Raw genomic sequence first — 14225 nt, 5'->3', positions numbered from 1 at the left:
ACCACGCTCAAGGGCCTGAGCCCGGTCCAATACCGAGCCCAGGCCCTCGCGGCCTAACCTTCAACTAGCCAGTCCAACTTCCGGGGACCAGTTCAAATTTCCGGTGGCGCCCCTTTTGTGAAGCGAGAGCGAAACGACGGGAACCCCGGCCCCTTCCCCAGGGCCGGGGTCACACCGTGTCAGGGTGCTTTGAGTCTCAGGTGGACCGTCCTAACGGGAGTATTAGGCGGCAGGCACCGTTACGCCGGGGGGAAGGCACTCGACGTTGCGCTTGCCGTCGGGCTGGATCACGAACCAGGTGTTACCGACACCCTGGCCCTTCCACGCGCCCGGCTTGGGGTCCAGCGAGTAGGTGTACAGCGCCCAGCCGTCGATCGCGACCTGCTTCTTGCCGTCCGCACGGGTGATCAGCGAGACGAGCTTCGCGTCAACGCCCTCGACCTGCGGGATCGTGTCCGACAGCATCGGCGGCCACGTCACGGCGCACTTGTCGTTGCAGTTGGACTTGCCTTCGGGCTTCGGCGTGTCCTTGTCGAAGCGGTACAGAGTCCGTCCATCGCCGTCCTGGACGACGAGGCCCATCTTGTCGACCGGCTTGCCGACCAGTCGCAAATTGCTGACCGGGGCTGCCGCGGGGGGCTGTGCGGCCGGAGGCTGGGCTGCCGGGGCCGGGGTCTCGGGTGCCTGCTGCTGAGGCGAGTCGGTCGCAGGAGCTGGCTCCTGGAGTACCGGGGCCTGACCCACGTCGCCGTAGTCACCGAGGACGCCCAGGTCGGTTTCGGTCTGTGCCACCGGCTTCGAGTTCGTGCCACCACCCGTGGCACTCCAGACACCCAGACCCAGCACAACTGCCAGTCCCGCGGCGAGCCCGATGGCAATGCGGTTACGTCGGATCACACTCATGTCCTCCTTGTTCCGTCGTTCGCTCTATCGAGGCCATACGGGCGTGGTTGCGTCTCGGTTCAGAAACGAACCGAACCTTCTGCCGTCCCGAACGTCTGGCGGAGCCAGGTCTCGCAGGAGGTGCAGGGTGGTCGTCGCTGGTCAGCTGGCAGGAATGGCCGAACGGATGCTCGGCGGGCCGTTGCCGATCGGAATTCGGGCGTGGGACGGCAGCGTGGCGGGGCCGCAGGACGGCACCGTGCTCGTGCTCCGCTCCCGCGACGCGCTGCGGAGGCTCGCCTGGAGCCCGAACGAGCTAGGCCTCGCGCGCGCGTACGTGAGCGGGGAACTCGACGTGGAGGGTGATCTCGCGCTCGGCCTGTCTCAGGTCTGGGGGTTGGTGCGACAAGGCGTCACTCGCCGGCCGCGTGTGTCGGAGGTAGTGAAACTTGCATTGCAACTGAAAGTGCTGGGCCGCAATCCGGATGCGCCGAAGGAGGAGGCGAGGCTGCGCGGTGCGCTGCACACCAAGAACCGCGACCGGGAAGCCATTTCGCATCACTACGACCTGAGCAACGCCTTCTACCAACTCGTGCTCGACCCGAGCATGGCCTACTCGTGCGCGTACTTCACGTCCTCATCGGACTCGCTGGAGCAGGCCCAGCACAACAAGCTCGACCTGGTGTGCCGCAAACTCGACCTGCGGCCGGGCCAGCGACTGCTCGACGTCGGCTGCGGCTGGGGCTCGATGATCATCCACGCGGCGAAGCACTACGGCGTGCAAGCGACCGGTGTGACGATCTCCGCGCAGCAACGCGACCACATCCAGCGGCGCATCAAGGCCGAGGGCCTGCAGGGGAGTGTCGAAGTGCGTCTGCAGGACTACCGCGAGATCCGCGACGAACCGTTCGACGCCATCTCCACGATCGAGATGGGCGAGCACGTCGGCGAGCAGAACTACCCGTCGTACGCCGCGGCGTTGCACCGCCTGCTCAAGCCATCGGGCCGGTTGTTGTTGCAGCAGATGTCGCGCGGCCACAACGCACCGGGCGGCGGCGCGTTCATCGAGTCGTACGTCGCGCCGGACATGCACATGCGCCCGGTCAGTCAGACGACCGGGTTTCTAGAAGGGGCCGGCCTGGAAATCCGTGACGTGCACGCGTTGCGCGAGCACTACGTGTGGACCGTGCGGGCGTGGGCGCAGACACTGGAAGATCGGTGGGACGAGGTAGTCGCGCTGGTCGGCGAGGGACAGGCGCGGGTGTGGCGGCTGTACCTCGCGGGTGGCGCGCTGACCTTCGAGGAAGGGCGGATGGGCGTGGACCAGATCCTGGCGGTGCGCAGAACCTCGACCGGTCGCAGCGGCATGCCGCGGGTACGTCGTGAGCTGGTGGCCCGATGAGCTACCTGATCACCCTTCTGGCGGTCTTCCTGCTGCTCAGCGGCCTGTTCCTGTACGCGGACGCACGGGGTAGGTACGACCTGATCGACTCCGCGTGGGGACCTGGCTTCGCGGTGATCGCGGTGGTCACGCTGCTGTTCGCGGAGGGCGAACCAACTCGGCAGTGGCTGGTTACGGCGCTCACCGTGGTGTGGGGCGTACGCCTGGGAGCGCACATCTTCCTGCGCAACCGCGGCAAGGACGAAGATCCGCGTTATCAGGACATTTTGAGGCGTGCCAAGGGAAATCCGCGCCTGCGGATGTACCGGGTGTACCTGATTCAGGCCGCGCTGATGTGGATCGTGTCGCTGCCGGTGCAGGCCGCGCAGCATCTTTCGGCCCCATTTGGAGTGCTAGATTGGGTAGGCACTGGCGTGTGGTTGGTCGGCTTCGCATTCGAGGCCGTGGGTGATTGGCAGCTCTCCCGGTTCCGGGCGGACCCCGCGAACAAGGGCGCCGTGATGGACCGTGGCCTTTGGCGCTACACAAGGCATCCGAACTACTTCGGTGACGCTGTCGTGTGGTGGGGCCTGTACCTGTTCGCGCTGCACTCGTGGCTTGCTGCGCTCACGATCATCGGTCCGGTGGTCATGACTTGGCTGCTTGCTAAGGGCAGCGGGAAGCCGTTGCTCGAGAAGGACATTGTGGTGCGGCGGCCTGGCTATGCCGAGTATGTGCGGCGGACCAGTGGGCTTGTTCCGTTGCCTCCGCGGAGTCGCGTGGGTTAGTGGCGGGGCCGGGCTCTTCGCCTTGTCCTGGCGCGCAGCCTCTGTGTGGCATGGAGGGTGTGTGGCCGCGCTTCTGGCCTGCTTCGTGTGCTGCTGCCTTGGTGCGGCATGGCAGGTGCGGGCTGTGTCCGCAACCCCTGCCGGGTCTGCATCGAGGCGGGCAGGGTGCCTTGCGGTGCCACGATGTGCCTGCTTGGTTGCGACGCGCGGCGAGGTTCGCTGCGCCCGCCTCCGCGACGCACGTCGATGCCTGCTGCGCAGCCTCCAGAAGTGCGCCTCCTGAGGTGCACCTCAGCGAAGTGCGGCGGGGTGGCGGCTCGCCGGGCTCCGCGCGTGTCTCGCGTGCTGTCGTTCGCAGGGCGCGGCAGGTGGCGGTGTGGCAGGTGTGCGGTCGCGTCCGCAACCCGCACCTGGCTCGCCGCAGTCCGCGCGTGTATCGCGTGCTGCCGTTCGCAGGGCGCGGCAGGGGCGGCGTGGCAGGTGTGCGGTCGCGTCCGCAACCCGCACCCGGCTCGCCGCAGTCCGCGCGTGTCCCGCGTGCGGCCCTTCGCAGGGCTCGGCAGGCGGCCGCATGCCAGGTACGCGCCAGCGCCCGCAACCCCCACCAGTTCTGCATCGAGCCAGGCAGGCTGCCTCGCACCACCCGACCCGGCCATCGCCGCGGGTTAGTGTGGGCGAGTGGGCAACGACATCTCCTTCCCGCGCCAACAGGCGCGCACGCAGCGGTTCACCGTCGGCGCACCGAGGACCTTCGCGGTGGCGGCAGACGGGTCTCGTGTCTTCTTCCTGCGTCCGGCCACGGCCACGAGCCGTGCGAACGGGCTCTGGGAGCTGAACACGGCCACCGGCGTCGAGAGGCTCCTCGTCGACCCGGCGGCGCTGCTGACCGACCCGGAGGACCTGCCGGCCGAGGAGAAGGCTCGCCGCGAGCGCACGCGCGAGTCCGGCGCGGGCATCGTCGGCTATGCCCTCTCGAGGGATGCTGCGGTCGCCTCGTTCACGCTGTCGGGCCGGCTGTTCGTGGCCGATCTGGAGAAGGGTGGCGTCCGCGAGCTGCAGACCAGGGGCGACGTCATCGACCCGCGGGTCGACCCGACCGGGTCGCGGGTGGCGTACGTCACGCGCGGCACGTTGCGGGTGGTCGAGCTGGACTCGGGCGAGGACTTCGCCGTTGCTGTCCCGGACGGCGAGGACGTGACGTTCGGCCTGGCCGAGTTCATCGCGGCGGAGGAGATGTCGCGCTATCGCGGGTACTGGTGGGAGCCGGACGGCACCCGCCTCATCGCCGCGCGCGTGAACAACGCGTCGGTGCAGCGCTGGTACATAGCCGACCCGGCGAACCCCGGTTCGGCGGCCACCGAGATCGCCTATCCGGCGGCGGGCACCACCAACGCCGCGGTGTCGCTGCACGTGGTGTCGATGGACGGCACCTTCGTGCCGGTGCTGCTCGAGTTCGACTACCTCAACGACGTGCACTGGTCGTCTGGCGGTGCGCCGCTGATCACCACGCAGTCGCGTGACCAGCGCACGCGCAAGATCTACTCGCTCGCCGCGGAGACCGGCTCCGTGACCGAGCTCGTCACCGAGACCGACCCGACGTGGATCGAGGTCACCGGTGGCGCTCCGGCGTGGACCCCGGACGGCCGCCTCGTGCGGATCGTGGGGTCCGGCGACGAGTACGCGCTCCAGGTCGGCGACGACGTCCTGACCGAGGGGCTCCAGGTGCGGCGCGTGCTCGACGTGGCCGACGACTCGATCCTGGTCGCGGCCTCCGCTGACGACCCGACCCAGGTCCACGTCTACGCGGTCAGCGCTACCCATACCGAGCAGCTGTCCACTGAGGACGGTGTGCACAGCGCGGTTCGTTCCGGTGAAACGGTTGTGCTCATCTCGTCCTCTTTGGACTACTTCGGCGCGAAGGTGACCGTCGGCAAGCACGAGATCGAGTCGTGGGCGGACACGCCGGTCCTGAAGGCGTCACCGCGGATGCTGGTCCTGGGTGAGCGCGGTCTGCGTGCCGCGCTGCTGCTGCCGTCGGATCACGTGCCGGGGACCAAGCTTCCGGTGCTGATGGACCCGTACGGCGGTCCGCACGCCCAGCGGGTCGTGTCGTCCCAGAACGCGTTCCTGGCTCCGCAGTGGCTGGCGGACCAGGGCTTCGCGGTGATCGTCGCCGACGGCCGCGGTACGCCGGGGCGTGGCCTCGCCTGGGAGCGCGCGATCGCGTTCGACTTCGCCGGCGCCACCCTGGAAGACCAGGTGGGCGCCCTGCAGGCCGCCGCGGCCCAGGAACCCGATCTGGACCTCACGCGCGTGGCGATCCGCGGCTGGTCCTACGGCGGTTACCTCTCGGCTCTGGCCGTCCTGCGCCGGCCGGACGTCTTCCACGCGGGCATCGCCGGCGCCCCGGTCACCGACTGGCGCCTCTACGACACCCACTACACCGAGCGCTACCTCGGCCACCCCGACGACAAGCCCGACGTCTACGACTCGAACTCGCTGATCGCCGACGCGGACAAGCTCTCCCGGCCGCTGATGATCATCCACGGCCTCGCCGACGACAACGTGGTGGCTGCTCACACCCTGCGCCTCTCGAGCGCGCTGCTCGCGGCCGGTCGCCCGCACACCGTGCTGCCGCTCTCCGGCGTCACGCACATGACCCCGCAGGAACAGGTCGCCGAGAACCTGTTGCTGCTCCAGGTCGACTTCCTCAAGCAAGCGCTGAGCTGACAGGTCAGGAGACAGCGAGAGGGGCGCCTTCCTGAAGGAAAGCGCCCCTCTCGAAAACCCGGAACTCAGGCCAGCGACTGCCGCACGCGGTACGGCGGGATGCTGTTGCCCAGCAACGCCAGATCGTCGATCGACTCCGGCTGGTACCCGGCCGTCTTCAACCGCTCGACCATCAGTGCCGTCGGGTCCTCGACGACGTCCGCGCGCCCGAACAGGTACGCCCACTCGTGCTCGTCCGAGCCGTAGTAGGCGACGGTGTCGAACACCTCGTTGAACCGCTGCCACGAGCGGATCAGCGTGGTGTTGCGCCACATCGTCTGGCAACCGGACTGGTTCACGACGACGCCGCCGGGACGCAGCAGCGCCTTGCACATGCGCAGGAAGTCGGCGCCGTACAAGCGGTTGTGCTGCGCCTCCTCCTCACGCTCGTCGGGCAGGTCCACCAGCACGATGTCGTACTTCTCGGACGTCGTGCGGATGTACTCGAACCCGTCGATGTACTGCACGCGGATCGGACCGTTGCCGGCCTCGGCCTCAGCCAGTTCCGAAAGCGTGTAGCCGTACGGAAGGTGCTCGGCGCACAGCTTCACGGCCTGCTCGTCGATGTCGATGTGGTCGACGACGGAAGCACCGTGCTGAACGGCCATCTGGCACACGACACCCTCGGAAGAGCCGATGACCAGCACGCGCTCGACGGTGTCGGCCAGCAGCAGCGCCGGCACCATCAGGGCCTCGTGGTAGGTCAGCTGGCTGAACTCCGTCGACTGGCGGTCGTTGTCGCAGAACAACGACACGCCCTGGGCCGTGCCGGCGATCACCAGGTGCTGGAAGTCCGTCTTGGTGTCGACCAGCACCTCGTCCACGCGCCAGTGGCGGGTCATGCCCTCGGCGAGCGGCTCGTTGATGTCGTTCACGCGGCGTGCTCCTTGATGCCACGAGTGACGACGTCCGTGCTCACATGAGCAGCGCCCAACGCGTCAGCGAGCAGCTGAACGGCCAACGCGGGTTTCGCACGAGTACCGCAGGTGAACACGTCGACGAACACCGAACCCACTTCGGGATAGGTATGGATCGACGCATGGGATTCCGACAGCAGGGCCAGCACGGTGACCCCCTGCGGATCGAACTTCTTGGAGATCACCTCCAGCACGGTTGCGTCGGCCTGCGTGAGAACCTCACCAAGGGCGTGTCGCAGGAACTGCTCGTCATCGAGCAGATCAGCGCTCACACCCGAGAGCTCTGCAAGTACGTGCTGTCCCGCGAACAAACCGACGGTCTCCTCGGTCTGACAGGGCGCTTCGGACATCAATCACTCCAAACTATGTGAATGCTGATTCAGATGCAGTACGTGGCCAGCGGCGGGAAGCCGTTGAAGCACACGGACGAATAGGAGGAGGTGTAGGCGCCCGCGTGCAGGATGTCCACGTGGTCACCTGCCTCCAGGTCGAGCGGCAGGTCGTAGCGCGTGTGCTGGTAGATGACGTCGTCGGCGTCGCACGTCGGGCCGGCCAGCACGATCGGGCCGACGGGGCCACCGTCACGCGAGGTGCGCAGCCGGTACGCGATCGCCTCGCCCTCGGTCTCGGCGAGGCCCTGGTAACGGCCGATGTCGACGTACACCCAGCGGCGTTCGTCCGAATAGGACTTGCGCGACACCAGCACGACCGAAGAGCGGATCATCCCGGCCTCGGCGGAGATCGCCCGGCCCGGCTCGATCATCACCCGCGGCCGCACGGCACCGAAGTGCCGGGCCACGGAAGCCTCGATGGCGGCGGCGAAAGCTTCGAGCGACGGCGTCTCGGCCTGGTACACAGCGGGAAGCCCGCCGCCCAGGTTCACCGTCGACGTCTCGATTCCTTCCGCACGCAGCTTCGCCGCGATGAGCGCGGCGTCGGCGATGCCGGAGTCCCAGCCCTCCACGGAGAGTTGTTGCGAGCCCGCGTGGAACGCGACACCAAGAGGAACGAGCCCCAGCTCGTGCGCCAGCCGCAAGAGATCCGTCGCCATCTCCGGATCGCAACCGAACTTGTTGCCGAACGGGTACGTGGAACCCTTGCTGTGTACAAGAATTCGCACGAGCACCGACGAACCGGGAGCGTGCGAAGCGACGAATCGGACGTCCTGCTCGCTGTCCGACACGAACAGTCGCACACCGCGTGCGTAGGCGTACGCGATGTCAGCGGCCTTCTTGATGGGGTTGCTGTAGGAGATCGTCGACGGTGCGGCGCCGCGCGCCAGGCACAGATCGATCTCCGCGGGTGATGCCACGTCGAAGTGCGAACCCTGCGCGACCAGCGCGCCGACCACTTCGGCCTCTGGGTTCGACTTGACGGCGTAGTAGATGTCGACGGACGGCAGTGCGGCGTGAATTGCCTGGTAGCGCGCACGAATCGTCTCGAGGTCGATCACCAGACACGGTGTCGACGGGTTCTCCTGGTCCAGGAAACGCCGAATACGAGCCTCTGCCTCGTTGCGCCGATCAACGGCGAAGCTCTCGGTCATTTCCCCAGGGGTCCCCCTTCATCCGCCTCGCGGTCCGTACGCGGGCACGGCCGTCCACTCTACGGCCTCGACACCGCTATCGCGCAATCCAGTCGGGCCGAGTGTGATTTACCCAGCAGTACGCAGCTCGATCATCGTGATGTCCGGCGGGGCGCCCACGCGCACCGGCGGACCCCAGAAACCCGCGCCACGACTGACGTAGAGCCACGTGTCGTCCACCTTCGACAGCCCCGCGACACCGGGTTGCTGCAGTGGCACCACGAAGTTGAACGGCACCATCTGTCCACCGTGTGTATGACCGGACAACTGGAGGTCGACGCCCCGTGAAGAGGCTTCGCCGACCTGCACCGGCTGATGTGACAACAGGACTACGGGGTTGTTGCGATCGCGGCCCGTGAAGGCGCGGTCGAAGTCAGGACCGTCGTCGTACGCCCGCCCGGTCACGTCGTTCACACCCACGAGCTCGATCCCGCCCGCAACTGTCAATCCCTCGTTGCGCAACGGGTTCACGCCCAGCTTGTCCAGTTCGCGCAGCCACGGTTCGTGACCTGAGAAGTACTCGTGGTTGCCCGTCACGAAGAAGCTGCCCTGCTTGGAAACCAGGTCCCGCAACGGCGCCGCGGCCTCACCGAGCTCGGCCACCGTGCCGTCCACCAGGTCGCCGACGATCGCGACGAGGTCGGCCTCCTGCTCGTTGATCATCCGCACGATCCGTTCGGTGTGCGAACGCCCGAGCAGCGGCCCGAGGTGGATGTCGCTCACGACCGCGATCCGGAAGCCCGACAACGACGTCTGGAGCTTGTCGAGCGTCACGGGCACGGTGAGCAGCTGCGGCGCGCCCAGCGCCTGAGTCATGCCGTAGCCGACCACGCTGCCGGCGGCGATGCCGGAGCCGATAGCGACCGACCGCGAGATGAACAGCCGCCGCGACGGGTCCGGCACGACCTCGACCGGCTCGATACCGACAGACCCGGCAGCGGCGGGTACGAGGGTCGCTCGCTTCAGCAGGATCCGGCGCGGGATCTCCGCGATGCCGAGCGCGATGGCCAGGTAGAAGAGCACGGCGAGCCAGACGAATCCCGGCCAGGCGAAGAACTTCCCGTACTCCGGCGGAACCCGGCGCGTCACGACCAGCGCGCTCATCAGCATCGCGAACGCCCCGACGACGGCCATCCCGCCGATGCGGCGCCCCAGCGTGCGCGGCAGCGTCGTGTCCACGACCAGCCGGCGCCACAGGTACAGGTGGCCCAGTGCGGCCGGGACGCCGAGGAGCAACAGGAAAATCACGACATCAGTATGCGTTTCGCCCCCGCGGGCGTGATCGTTGGTGGCTCCTACGAGACGCTGGTGCGGAGAACCAGGGGATTCTCGCCGTGGATTTCATGCAACCCGCCAGGCCGCAGGTGGCGTGACTAACCCGGCACCGCAGAAGGGGGAGACCTGATGAGTGATCGGGACGCCGCGTTCCAGGAGTACTTCGCGGCCCGTTCCGACGTCATGCGCGGCACGGCATACCTGCTGTGCGGCGATTGGCATCGCGCGGAAGATCTCGTGCAGCAGGCCTTCACGAAGCTCTATTTGGCGTGGGGCCGGATCCAGCGGCACGAGGCGTTGGACGCCTACACCAGGCAGGTCCTGGTGCGGACGTTCCTGTCCGAGCGACGGCGCGGGTGGTTCCGGTTCGAGTCGACGAGCGACGAGCTCGCCGACTCCGCGGCTCCACCAGGGCTCCGCCCCGAGGAGCGGATGGTGCTGCTGGAGGCTCTGGCGAAGGTGCCTCCGAAGCAACGCGCGTGCCTCGTCCTGCGGTACTGGGAGGACATGTCCGTCCAGCAGACGGCCGTTGTTCTCAAATGTTCGGAAGGAACAGTGAAGAGTCAGGCCGCGCGGGGGCTGCAGACGCTGCGCGGCCTGCTCTCTGAGCAGGAGAGGGTTCGATGAACGAAGAGGACCTCAAGCGAGCTTTTCAGAATGTGGTGGTGGCGAGCAGCCCGCCGCCCGCGATGGATCCGGGGATCGCGCTCGACGTGGCGCGCAAGGCCCGCTCCAGGCGGCGGTCGTCCATCACGGGGGCGGCGGTCGCGGTGCTGGTGGTCGGCATCGGCATCGGGTCGGCGTTCGCGCTGAACCCGAAGGGTGCGAAGGAGTACATGCTGGGTGCGGGCCCCAGCAGCAGCTCCTCCGCGGCCAACGCCTGGCCGGACGGTCAGACCGACCGCACGTCCCACAACGGCCCCCAGGCCGATCGCGCGACCAAGCTGCTCGGTGAGCTGAAGGCCGTGGTGCCGGCCGGGTACACGACCCCGAAGCTCAAGTACCTCAAGCCCGAGTACAACGGCGCCGACATGGAGATGAACCAGGCTCAGGTCGCCTCGGACAAGGGCGATCCGGCCGAGGTGTGGGAGTACCTGGCGCGGGTGGCGGTGCAGAAGGGCGACGGCGTCGGTTCGCTGGTCGCCCAGGTCAGCACCCCCAACCCGAGGGCGTCCAGTGACGTCTGCACGATCTCCAAGGAGTTCTGGGGCATCGGCGGTGCCTGCAAGATCGTCACCGCCAAGGGGCAGCAGGTCGGCGTGACGACCAGCGCTGCCGAGGACGCTCCGTTCGACCAGGTGGCCACGTTCCGATCTCCCGACGGCACGACGGTCACCATCGGTCAGGACGCGGAGTTCTCGGGCAGCGGGCACCCCGCCTTGGCGGCCGGGACCAGCGTGTTCAACGAAGAGCAGCTGGCCTCCCTGGCGGCCGACCCGAGGTTCCTCGTGGCTCGGTGAGTTCGCTGTGGGTTTGGAGGGCGGTCACGTTCTGTGGCCGCCCTCTCTCATTGCTCTTTCTGGGTGTTTTGGCAGGTAGAGTGCCGTCTTGGAATGCGGACTCTGCTCATCGACAACTACGACTCGTTCACGTTCAACCTCTTTCAGCACCTCGCTGAGGTGAACGGTGTCGAGCCCGTGGTCGTCCACAACGACGACCCGCGCTTTCGGCTTGCCTCGCTGCGTTCGTTCGACAACGTGGTGATCTCTCCCGGCCCCGGCCGGCCGGGCAACCCCGCCGACTTCGGCCTCTGCCGCGCGGTGATCGAGCACGCCGAGATTCCGTTGCTGGGCGTGTGTCTCGGGCATCAGGGGTTGTGCCTGGCCTACGGCGCCACGGTGGGACCCGCGCCCGTGCCACGCCACGGAATCGTTTCTCCGGTCATGCATTCCGGCGTCGACATTTTCGCCGGGCTGCCGTCACCTCTGGATGTGGTGCGCTACCACTCGTTGGCGGTCACGGATCTGCCTTCTTCGTTGGAAGCCATCGCGTGGAGCGACGACTCCGTGCTGATGGGTGTGCGCGCTCTCGACCGGCCCGCGTGGGGTGTGCAGTTCCACCCCGAGTCGATCTGCACGGACTTCGGGGGCGAGATGCTGGCGAACTTCGGCATGCTGACCCCGACCAGGACCGCCGCCGTGCCCGAACCGGTGATCGCTCGTCCCGAGCCTCAGAAGCGCTCTGTGCACGTGCGGAGGCTGGAGGTAGTCGCGGGGGCGGAGGAAACGTTTGCGGCGCTTTACGGGGCGTCTGAGACCGCGTTCTGGCTGGACAGCGGTGCCGGTGCCCGGTTCTCGTTCATGGGCGACGCTTCAGGGCCGTTTGCGCGCGTGGCGCAGTACTCGGTGCCGGACCAGGTGCTCACGCTCGACGGCGCGCGTCTGCCGTGCCCTTCTTTCTTTTCGTGGCTGGACGAAGACCTTCTGACGTGGGGCGTGGAACAGCCCGACGTGCCGTTCGACTTCGCCCTGGGGTGGGTCGGATACCTCGGCTACGAGCTGAAGGCGGAGTGCGGCGGCGACTTCGCACACCGCGCGGAGCAGCCTGACGCGTCGTTCGTCTTCACGGACCGTGCCGTGGTCATCGACCACCTTGATGGCTGCGTCTATTTGATGTCGTTGACCGATGACGACTGGTTCGGGCGAGTTTCGGCCCTTCTGGCGCACCCGCTGCCCTTACCGGCGCCTTCTCGCCCGGTCGTGTCGGAGGTGACGTTGCGCCATCCGCGCGCGCACTACCTGAAGCTGATCAGCGCGTGCCAGGAAGCGATCACGGCGGGGGAGACGTACGAGGCGTGCCTGACGAACATGATGTCGTGGCGCGCGACGCTCGACCCGTGGGACACTTATCGGCTCCTTCGCGCGGCAAATCCCGTTCCGTTCGGGGCGTTGCTGCGTTTCGGTGACCTGTCCGTGCTCAGCACGTCACCCGAACGATTTATCAAGGTCGACCGACATGGACTCGTCGAGTCATCGCCGATCAAGGGCACGCGCCCGCGAGGTGTTGATGCGTCGGACGACGAGATGTTGCGCACAACGTTGGGCCGTTCGGTCAAGGACCGGGCAGAGAACCTGATGATCGTGGACCTCGTCCGCAACGATCTCGGCACCTGCGCGGAAGTGGGTTCGGTCGAGGTGACGCGGTTGTTCGACGTCGAGACCTACGCGACCGTGCACCAATTGGTGAGCACCGTGCAGGCCCGTCTTCGACCGGACAGTTCTGCCGTCCGATGTGTTCGAGCCGCGTTTCCGGGTGGTTCGATGACCGGCGCCCCGAAGATCCGGACCATGCAGATCCTTGATGGGTTGGAAGCTGGTCCACGCGGGGTGTACTCGGGAGCCCTCGGTTACTTCTCGCTCAACGGCGCGGCCGACTTCAGCATCGTCATCCGAACGCTCGTGGCGAACGGTGACCAGGTCAGTTTCGGCGTCGGCGGAGCGGTCATCTCACTGTCGGACCCCGACGAGGAATTCGAGGAGACAGCGGTCAAGGCAACAGCGGTGTTGCAGCTGTTCGGAGCGGACTTTCCTGGTCGTTGATCCCACGTTCCGGGGATAGGTGTGAACGAACCGTGTCCGATCCATATGGGTTCGATCTCTTGGGTTACACGTCGGCCGGCGACCCGGCCGACGTGTGGAAACCTTGCGTGTTTCAGCAGGTCAGGAGGCGTGCGCTTCCTGGAACTGCACGACCAGGTTCTGCGGAATGCGACCGCGGTCCGAGATCTGGTGCCCCTGCGCGCGAGCCCAGTCACGAATGCGCTGCGCCTCGGCCTTGTCCGTGGCCTTCACCGTGCTCTTGCCGGTGCCCTTGCGCTGCTTGCGGCCACCCGCACGGCGAGCCTTGGCGACGAAGTCCGCCAGCGACTCACGAAGCTTGTCCGCATTTCCCTTCGACAGGTCGATGGCGTACTCGACACCGTCAAGTGCGAAGGTCACGGTCTCGTCGGCTTCTCCGCCGTCGAGGTCGTCGATGAGTTGGACGACGGTCTGCTGTGCCACTGTTCCTCCGTTAGGTACTCACATAGCACGCGGATCCTCGACGTAACCACGTGCTCCGACAACACCATAGTCCACACGAGGAAAAACGGCGAACCTTTCGCCGCTAAAATGTGACCGCAACCGCCCGGTCGGGGCATTTACCCGGTAAACCACACGGGTGTTATGGGTCCAAAATGTGCAGCTAGTCGTCTCACTTCGGCCCGTTGCTGGGCTTGCCGGACGCTTCACCATTCCAGCTGACGGAGCAGCGTTGCACATAACGCACCCCCATCTGGTGCAGGTATCCTCGACATACCCGCCAGGGGTAGGGAAGGTCGGAGCGATGCACGGGTACACCGCTGACAAGGACGCTTACCTCAAGCGACTGCGTCGCATCGAGGGACAGATCCGCGGCCTGCAGCGCATGGTCGAGAACGACGAATACTGCATCGACGTCCTCACCCAGATCTCCGCCGCGACGAAGGCCCTGCAGGCCGTCTCGCTGGGGCTGCTGGACGAGCACCTGAAGCATTGTGTGGCCCAGGCGGCCGCGGAGGGCGGTCCGGTGGCCGAGGAGAAGCTGGCTGAAGCTTCCGCGGCGATCGGGCGTTTGGTGAAGTCCTGAGGGTCCCCGCAAGAAACTCGCTG

13 protein-coding genes are annotated in these 14225 nt (G+C 66.9%); 7 read left to right on the top strand and 6 right to left on the bottom strand.

The genetic code is table 11. From position 1 onward, the window contains the following. Nucleotides 1–222: 222 nt before the first annotated feature. The gene (locus ACIA8G_RS41815) at nt 223–903 is read right to left on the bottom strand and encodes a hypothetical protein (protein ID WP_396424365.1); all 681 of its coding nucleotides are present in this window, start codon (nt 901–903) and stop codon (nt 223–225) included. 154 nt (nt 904–1057) lie between these two features. On the opposite strand from ACIA8G_RS41815, the gene ACIA8G_RS41810 reads away from it, so the two are divergent. The 3 genes from ACIA8G_RS41810 (at nt 1058) to ACIA8G_RS41800 (ending at nt 5781) form a co-directional block, all read left to right on the top strand. After that, nucleotides 1058–2284 carry a class I SAM-dependent methyltransferase gene (locus tag ACIA8G_RS41810; RefSeq protein ID WP_396424370.1) on the top strand — a complete coding sequence of 409 codons (1227 nt, stop codon included), beginning with the start codon at nt 1058–1060 and terminating at the stop codon, nt 2282–2284. Beyond that, nucleotides 2281–3051 carry a DUF1295 domain-containing protein gene (locus ACIA8G_RS41805; RefSeq protein ID WP_396424364.1) on the top strand — a complete coding sequence of 257 codons (771 nt, stop codon included), beginning with the start codon at nt 2281–2283 and terminating at the stop codon, nt 3049–3051. Before ACIA8G_RS41810 ends, ACIA8G_RS41805 begins: the two co-directional genes overlap by 4 nt. Nucleotides 3052–3729: 678 nt before the next feature. After that, entirely contained in the window at nt 3730–5781 is a 2052-nt protein-coding gene (locus ACIA8G_RS41800; RefSeq protein WP_396424363.1) for a prolyl oligopeptidase family serine peptidase, read from the top strand. A gap of 65 nt (nt 5782–5846) precedes the next feature. On the opposite strand, the gene ACIA8G_RS41795 is transcribed toward ACIA8G_RS41800, so the two are convergent. The 4 genes from ACIA8G_RS41795 to ACIA8G_RS41780 all read right to left on the bottom strand — a co-directional run bounded on the left by ACIA8G_RS41795 (nt 5847) and on the right by ACIA8G_RS41780 (nt 9570). Then, nucleotides 5847–6662 carry a spermidine synthase gene (locus ACIA8G_RS41795; protein WP_396424369.1) on the bottom strand — a complete coding sequence of 272 codons (816 nt, stop codon included), beginning with the start codon at nt 6660–6662 and terminating at the stop codon, nt 5847–5849. 29 nt (nt 6663–6691) lie between these two features. Further along, a complete protein-coding gene (gene speD / locus ACIA8G_RS41790) occupies nt 6692–7087 on the bottom strand; it encodes an adenosylmethionine decarboxylase (RefSeq protein ID WP_112272901.1) in 396 nt (131 codons plus the stop codon). 29 nt (nt 7088–7116) lie between these two features. Then, nucleotides 7117–8283: a type III PLP-dependent enzyme gene (locus tag ACIA8G_RS41785; RefSeq protein ID WP_396424362.1), complete on the bottom strand. Its 1167-nt coding sequence runs from the start codon at nt 8281–8283 to the stop codon at nt 7117–7119. A 108-nt stretch (nt 8284–8391) separates the two neighbouring features. Beyond that, nucleotides 8392–9570: a metallophosphoesterase gene (locus ACIA8G_RS41780; RefSeq protein ID WP_396424361.1), complete on the bottom strand. Its 1179-nt coding sequence runs from the start codon at nt 9568–9570 to the stop codon at nt 8392–8394. A 156-nt stretch (nt 9571–9726) separates the two neighbouring features. Here ACIA8G_RS41780 and ACIA8G_RS41775 point away from each other — a divergent pair, with 156 nt between their 5' ends. The 3 genes from ACIA8G_RS41775 to pabB all read left to right on the top strand — a co-directional run bounded on the left by ACIA8G_RS41775 (nt 9727) and on the right by pabB (nt 13136). Then, nucleotides 9727–10224, top strand: a complete 498-nt coding sequence (locus ACIA8G_RS41775) for a SigE family RNA polymerase sigma factor (RefSeq protein WP_396424360.1) — start codon at nt 9727–9729, stop codon at nt 10222–10224. Next, complete coding sequence (locus tag ACIA8G_RS41770; RefSeq protein WP_396424359.1) at nt 10221–11057, top strand: hypothetical protein; 837 nt, start codon at nt 10221–10223, stop codon at nt 11055–11057. The genes ACIA8G_RS41775 and ACIA8G_RS41770 overlap by 4 nt, the downstream gene beginning before the upstream one ends. A 93-nt stretch (nt 11058–11150) precedes the next feature. Further along, the gene (gene pabB, locus ACIA8G_RS41765; protein ID WP_396424358.1) at nt 11151–13136 is read left to right on the top strand and encodes an aminodeoxychorismate synthase component I; all 1986 of its coding nucleotides are present in this window, start codon (nt 11151–11153) and stop codon (nt 13134–13136) included. 120 nt (nt 13137–13256) lie between these two features. On the opposite strand, the gene ACIA8G_RS41760 is transcribed toward pabB, so the two are convergent. Beyond that, a complete protein-coding gene (locus ACIA8G_RS41760) occupies nt 13257–13598 on the bottom strand; it encodes an Lsr2 family protein (protein ID WP_396424357.1) in 342 nt (113 codons plus the stop codon). A 322-nt stretch (nt 13599–13920) separates the two neighbouring features. Between ACIA8G_RS41760 and ACIA8G_RS41755 the strand changes: the two genes are divergently transcribed. After that, on the top strand, nt 13921–14202 hold the full coding sequence (locus ACIA8G_RS41755; RefSeq protein ID WP_030466675.1) for a metal-sensitive transcriptional regulator: 282 nt from the start codon (nt 13921–13923) through the stop codon (nt 14200–14202). Nucleotides 14203–14225 lie beyond the last annotated feature (23 nt).

It is taken from the genome of Lentzea sp. NPDC051213, assembly GCF_044455585.1.
GTDB lineage: Bacteria > Actinomycetota > Actinomycetes > Mycobacteriales > Pseudonocardiaceae > Lentzea.
The sequence above is the reverse complement of the archived record's forward strand: the minus strand, read 5'-3'. Positions and strand labels throughout refer to the sequence as shown.

What these genes read in the sequence shown, in the direction of transcription:
- ACIA8G_RS41815 (WP_396424365.1), bottom strand. Translation starts at nt 903, where the DNA reads ATGAGTGTGATCCGACGTAACCGCATTGCCATCGGGCTCGCCGCGGGA.
- ACIA8G_RS41810 (WP_396424370.1), top strand. Translation starts at nt 1,058, where the DNA reads ATGGCCGAACGGATGCTCGGCGGGCCGTTGCCGATCGGAATTCGGGCG.
- ACIA8G_RS41805 (WP_396424364.1), top strand. Translation starts at nt 2,281, where the DNA reads ATGAGCTACCTGATCACCCTTCTGGCGGTCTTCCTGCTGCTCAGCGGC.
- ACIA8G_RS41795 (WP_396424369.1), bottom strand. Translation starts at nt 6,662, where the DNA reads ATGACCCGCCACTGGCGCGTGGACGAGGTGCTGGTCGACACCAAGACG.
- speD (WP_112272901.1), bottom strand. Translation starts at nt 7,087, where the DNA reads ATGTCCGAAGCGCCCTGTCAGACCGAGGAGACCGTCGGTTTGTTCGCG.
- ACIA8G_RS41785 (WP_396424362.1), bottom strand. Translation starts at nt 8,283, where the DNA reads ATGACCGAGAGCTTCGCCGTTGATCGGCGCAACGAGGCAGAGGCTCGT.
- ACIA8G_RS41775 (WP_396424360.1), top strand. Translation starts at nt 9,727, where the DNA reads ATGAGTGATCGGGACGCCGCGTTCCAGGAGTACTTCGCGGCCCGTTCC.
- ACIA8G_RS41770 (WP_396424359.1), top strand. Translation starts at nt 10,221, where the DNA reads ATGAACGAAGAGGACCTCAAGCGAGCTTTTCAGAATGTGGTGGTGGCG.
- pabB (WP_396424358.1), top strand. Translation starts at nt 11,151, where the DNA reads ATGCGGACTCTGCTCATCGACAACTACGACTCGTTCACGTTCAACCTC.
- ACIA8G_RS41755 (WP_030466675.1), top strand. Translation starts at nt 13,921, where the DNA reads ATGCACGGGTACACCGCTGACAAGGACGCTTACCTCAAGCGACTGCGT.